This window comes from Rhodoblastus sp. (assembly GCF_052145335.1).
Taxonomy (GTDB): Bacteria; Pseudomonadota; Alphaproteobacteria; order Rhizobiales; family Beijerinckiaceae; genus Rhodoblastus.
Window position 1 is genome coordinate 1 of record NZ_JBKQOU010000324.1, and the last position, 3816, is coordinate 3816.

The 3816-nt window shown below is 61.1% G+C and carries 4 protein-coding genes and 1 tRNA gene; 3 read left to right on the forward strand and 2 right to left on the reverse strand.

The window, feature by feature from the left end; all coding sequences use genetic code 11:
- Window positions 1–880, reverse strand: an 880-nt coding sequence (locus ACLP2E_RS20075) for a tyrosine-type recombinase/integrase (RefSeq protein WP_442466914.1), incomplete at its 3' end; no start/stop codon positions are given.
- A 130-nt stretch (window positions 881–1010) separates the two neighbouring features.
- On the opposite strand from ACLP2E_RS20075, the gene ACLP2E_RS20080 reads away from it, so the two are divergent.
- Window positions 1011–1108, forward strand: a tRNA-Thr gene (locus ACLP2E_RS20080).
- Window positions 1109–1567: 459 nt separating this feature from the next.
- Here ACLP2E_RS20080 and ACLP2E_RS20085 read toward each other — a convergent pair.
- Window positions 1568–2575, reverse strand: a complete 1008-nt coding sequence (locus ACLP2E_RS20085; RefSeq protein ID WP_442462657.1) for an AraC family transcriptional regulator — start codon at window positions 2573–2575, stop codon at window positions 1568–1570.
- A 65-nt stretch (window positions 2576–2640) separates the two neighbouring features.
- On the opposite strand from ACLP2E_RS20085, the gene ACLP2E_RS20090 reads away from it, so the two are divergent.
- Window positions 2641–3009 (forward strand): DsrE family protein, encoded by a 369-nt coding sequence (locus ACLP2E_RS20090; protein WP_442462658.1) that lies wholly within the window; start codon window positions 2641–2643, stop codon window positions 3007–3009.
- 18 nt (window positions 3010–3027) lie between these two features.
- Window positions 3028–3441 (forward strand): hypothetical protein, encoded by a 414-nt coding sequence (locus ACLP2E_RS20095; protein WP_442462659.1) that lies wholly within the window; start codon window positions 3028–3030, stop codon window positions 3439–3441.
- Window positions 3442–3816 lie beyond the last annotated feature (375 nt).

The following is a 3816-nucleotide window of genomic DNA, read 5'->3' on the forward strand; positions in this document are numbered from 1 at the left end:
TAGGCTCCAGCCGGGTAGCCGCGGCAAGGATCGCTTGCGCCTGAGGGTTCAACGGGACGACGTGCGCAACGCCGTTTTTGGCGCGGCTGGCAGGAATGGTCCAAGTCGATAGGTCTGGGGCGACTTCGACCCAAGTCATTCCGGCGACTTCTTCACGCCGCTGGCCCGTCAACATGAGCATTCGGACGATCGCATTGAACGAGCCGGGGCCAGCGGTCGCTAGCCAGACAGCGCGCAACTCCTGGTCCGTCAAAACACGCTCGCGCTTTTCTACCGCGGCGAGGGGAAGGTTTGCGAAAGGGTTCGCGGTAATCGACCCGCGCTTTACCGCCCACTGATAGCAAGCGCGGCCATAAGCTGCCGTCCGCGCCGCCATTGCAGCCTTTCCTTGCTTCGAGAGCGCGTCCAGTACGCGCACGACGTCCATACGGTCAAGATCGGCAGCGGGGGCTTGCAATTGCTTCTCAAATGCGAACCGTACGGCGCGCACCGACTCTGACGCATAGGATTGGCGTTTATCGGCAAGGTGAATGGCTTCCCAATGCTTAAGGAGAGCGTCGAGCGACAAAGCCACATGGGCGGCCTTCCGCTTTGTCTCGGCGGCGGCTTCCTTCCGCTCGCCTGCCGGATCACGCCCCCTCGCCACATCGCCAAGGATCGCACGCACCGCCTCGCGAGCGCTGGCGAGGGAAATCGCCGAGCATGAACCAAGGGGAACCCGCCGTTTCGCCCCCGCAAGTGTGTATTGGGCCAGGAAGGACTTCCCGCCACTCACTGTCACGCGAACGCCCAGGCCCGGCTGTTCATCATCGAAAACCATCATGTCGCGCCGGTTAGCCGGACATTCGAGCGCGTCGATCCTACGCTGCGTAAGTTTCATCGCCCGTCCCTAACTGCGCCTCGGGTCCGCTCCGGGTCCGCGGACCTCTCGCGGATCCCTCCAGCGGACCTAACGAGACGCATCGTGTCGCCTCATGTCAGTTGGTATGCGACAATTCATCAAAATATGCAACGGTTATGTCGGGTCCGCGCACAAGCTGTCGCTATTTGTCAAAATAGACATACTTATTTGTAATCAGTAGGTCGCGGGTTCGACTCCTGCAACCGCACCAATAAAATCAAATAGTTGCGACACAATCCGGATGCTCGCCACCTGCTACGCGCCATTGCGGTAAGCGTGCGGTAAGCAGATTTCACGATTTCGCGCCTTCGACCGAACTAAACCCGATCATTGGACAGCGCCTATCCGGTTCTTGCCCATGGCGCCACATATAGCGGCTGAGCCAAAACGCTCGTGGGCCGTCAGCGGCATTTCCAACAACGTCCGCGCTCGGCTCAAACGCGTCTTTCAAGCTTTTCTGGCAATGGCTGGAACACCGTCGTCAGCGGACTTTCCCGGCTCCGGTTGAACGCGTATTCGTGACCCGAGGCGGAAATTTCGGGTCAGAGAGATTATGTCGCCAACGGGCGGTAAGCGGAATTCGGCCGAATGGCTAGTTTGAGAACGGGAGCGGTCAAGGCGCATCATTAACGGGCGCGTACGAGACAGTCAGTTCGCCGCTGATGTTCAGACCCGCGGCTGCCGCTGGCTCCAATCGCGGGGCGGCAGGCCGAAACAGCGTTTGAAGGCGCGGCTGAAAGCGGCTTCCGATTCAAAGCCGTATTGGTCGGCGATGGCCTTCATGGGAAGATGGTCGGTCTTCATCTGATGCGCCGCCAATTGCAGCCGCCATTTGGCCAGATAGCGGATCGGAGGTTGGTCGAGATAGCGCCGGAAATGCTCGGTCAACACGCTACGCGACACGCCGACCCGATGCGCCAAATCCTCGACGCTCCAATCCTTCATCGGCTCGGCATGGAGCCATTTGAGCGCGGCCCCCGCCACGGGATCCTTTAGCGCTGCGAACAAGCCGGCGTCGTCGGCTGACAGGCCGTGAATGTGCGCGCGCAATATCTCCACGAACATCAATTCGGTCAGACGCGGCAGCATGCTGCGTGAACCGGGGCTAGGACGGCTCGCCTCCGCCGCCGTATGGAGAATCGTGAAGCCGAGCCAGCGGTCGCCCGAATCCTCGTTCGGGCTGACGCGCAAGAGGCGCGGCAGATAGCGCAGCAAAGGATGAAACAGCAGTTCGTCGCATTGCAGAAAGCCGCAGATGATCGATGTTTTTGCGCCGGCGCCGCCATGTTCGACCACCAGAATGTCCGCCCAAGGCGGCGGCGGCAGCAAACTCCCAACCTCAACCACGGCGGCGGCTTCGCGCCCACACAGGCCGTGACTGTCGCCATAGGGCAGCAGGACGGCGTCGCCTTCCGCAAGCCAGACCGGCGGCTGGTCCTTCAAACGGAGCCAGCATCCGCCGGCGGCGACGATGTGAAAGGGAATGATGTGCTCGGTATGAAAGGGCAGGACTTTGGCGAGGTTGCAGCCGTCGGGGGTGACAACCGACCACGGCTCCTGGAATTCGGCCCGGAATAGCACCACGCCGGAAAGATGCATGCCGCCCAGCAGGTCGGAAAGCAGGTCGCGCCCGTCTGCCGGCGTTTCGGTCAAATATGGCGGCGTCTGGGTCATGGCGTCGCGTCGCGCCGAGAATTAAACTCAATCTATCATGCAACGACAATCGAGCGGAGGCAACGATGAGTCAAGACGTCCGCAATCTCGTCGTTATGGTGACCCATGGCATCGACCATGAATTGTCCTCCGTCGCCCTGACCATCGCGCTCGGCGGCATGACGGCTGGCCTGAAGGTTTCGATCTTTCTCACCAGGTCCGGCGTCGACATCGCCCGCCGCCGCGCCGCCGACGCCACCCATGTCAAGCCTCTGGAGCCTCTGGCGGACATGATGCGTGATTTTCTTGCCCGTGGGGGCGCAATCTGGGCATGCACCCCTTGTGTCAAGAGCCGCGGCTACGCCCAGGAAGACCTTGTCGACGGCGTGGTCGTCGCCGGAGCGAGCGCCGTGCATGAGTTGATCATGGGCGGAGCGGCGACCTTGAGCTTTTAACCGATTAAGGAGGTCGGAATGATCGACTATCGGGAATTCAGCTGGTGGTATTGGGTGGTGACCGACATCCTGCTCTTCCTTGGGCTTGCCGGCCATGGGGTCGCCTTCGCTCTGGCGATCGCCCTCAGCCTCGCGCAGATCGTCCATTTTCGCTGGCTGACCGGCGCCTTTGCCGCCTTTCCGACGCAGGTCCGCATCGCCTATGCGGGACTGCTGCTGTTGGCGTTCCTGCCGGTTCTGCGCTGGCTCTATTGGATTCCGGCGATCGGCACGCTGGCCCAGGTTTTGTTTGGATATTGCACCTTGGCGCGCTGCCTGTCGCTCATGCCGTGGAACCGCAGGGAGCGCCTGACTTGGCTGTTGGTCTGGCGCACTTTTGCCTCGCGGCCGGTGAAGGGGAGTGTCATGCAAGGCCTGCCGGAGGCGACATGAGTTCTTCCCGTTCCACCAAAGTCACGCGCCCAGCGCCACGCCGATCAAGCCGGGTCGTCGGCGAGCTTCCGCTTCCCGCCAGGCACACCAGTTCGCAAGCCCGACACCGAATTTCTGTTCCTGGCGCCAGGCAGCCTTTTCGGCGGCGTTCAGGGCCTTCCGCTTTCCGCCGATTCTTGCCATTCCGCGTTGGCCGCTGTCGGCTCCTACCCGCATTGAACGGACGGTCCGCCATAATAATGCAATGACGCACCCTTTAAAGTTTTGGCTACATTCTTCGCGCCGTCATTGCGAGCGGAGCGAAGCAATCCAGAACTCTCTCGAGAGTCGCTAATCAATATTCTAAAGCAAGAGGCTAATTCCATACATTCTTCA

What these genes read in the sequence shown, in the direction of transcription:
- ACLP2E_RS20085 (WP_442462657.1), bottom strand. Translation starts at nt 2,575, where the DNA reads ATGACCCAGACGCCGCCATATTTGACCGAAACGCCGGCAGACGGGCGC.
- ACLP2E_RS20090 (WP_442462658.1), top strand. Translation starts at nt 2,641, where the DNA reads ATGAGTCAAGACGTCCGCAATCTCGTCGTTATGGTGACCCATGGCATC.
- ACLP2E_RS20095 (WP_442462659.1), top strand. Translation starts at nt 3,028, where the DNA reads ATGATCGACTATCGGGAATTCAGCTGGTGGTATTGGGTGGTGACCGAC.